This is a genomic window from Stenotrophomonas beteli (genome assembly GCF_001431665.1).
Taxonomy (GTDB): domain Bacteria; phylum Pseudomonadota; class Gammaproteobacteria; order Xanthomonadales; family Xanthomonadaceae; genus Stenotrophomonas; species Stenotrophomonas beteli.
In genome coordinates, this window is the sequence record NZ_LLXV01000006.1 from 1 (window position 1) to 602 (window position 602).

General features: G+C 70.9%; 1 protein-coding gene. It reads right to left on the reverse strand.

Annotation, left to right across the window (positions count from 1 at the left end; translation table 11 throughout):
* Positions 1-602 (reverse strand): TolC family protein (locus ARC23_RS00680; RefSeq protein ID WP_160321645.1); only part of this gene is annotated, 602 nt, incomplete at both ends.

The window sequence follows — 602 nt, forward strand, 5'->3', positions numbered from 1 at the left end:
GCCGCGGCCGAACGCTGCGCGCGCAGCGGCGGCAGTGCCGCCTCCAGCAGCGCCACCTGGGCATTGGCGCGGGCCAGTTCCGGCGGCGTGCCGCGACCGGCCGCGATCAGGCGCTCGGTGACGCTGCGGCTGCGCTGCTGCAGCTGCAGCGAATGCTCGGCCACGTGCAGTTCGTGGTTGGCATGGCAGATTTCCAGGTAGCTGTCGGCCACCTGCGCGACCACGCTGACCTGGGCCAGGTCACGCGCCGCAGCAACGGACTGCTCGTCGGCACGCGCTGCCTCGGCGCCGCGCTTGAGCTTGCCGAACAGGTCGAACTGGTAGCTGACCGCGAACTTGCCATCGGCCAGGTTGATCACCGGCAGCTCGTGCTCCTGCAGGAACGATTCGGCCGACAGCTGCGCGCGGCTGACGCCGGCCTCGGCCTCGTACTCGAAGCCACCGGCGTCCAGCGCTTGTTCGTACACCGCCGCGGCACGGCGCAGGTGTGCATCGGCGGCCTTCAGCTCGACGTTGTCACGCAGCGCCTGGGTGATCAGGCCGTCCAGCACCGGGTCGTTGTACAGCGACCACCAGCGGTCGGGCAGCGCCTGGTTGGCGGC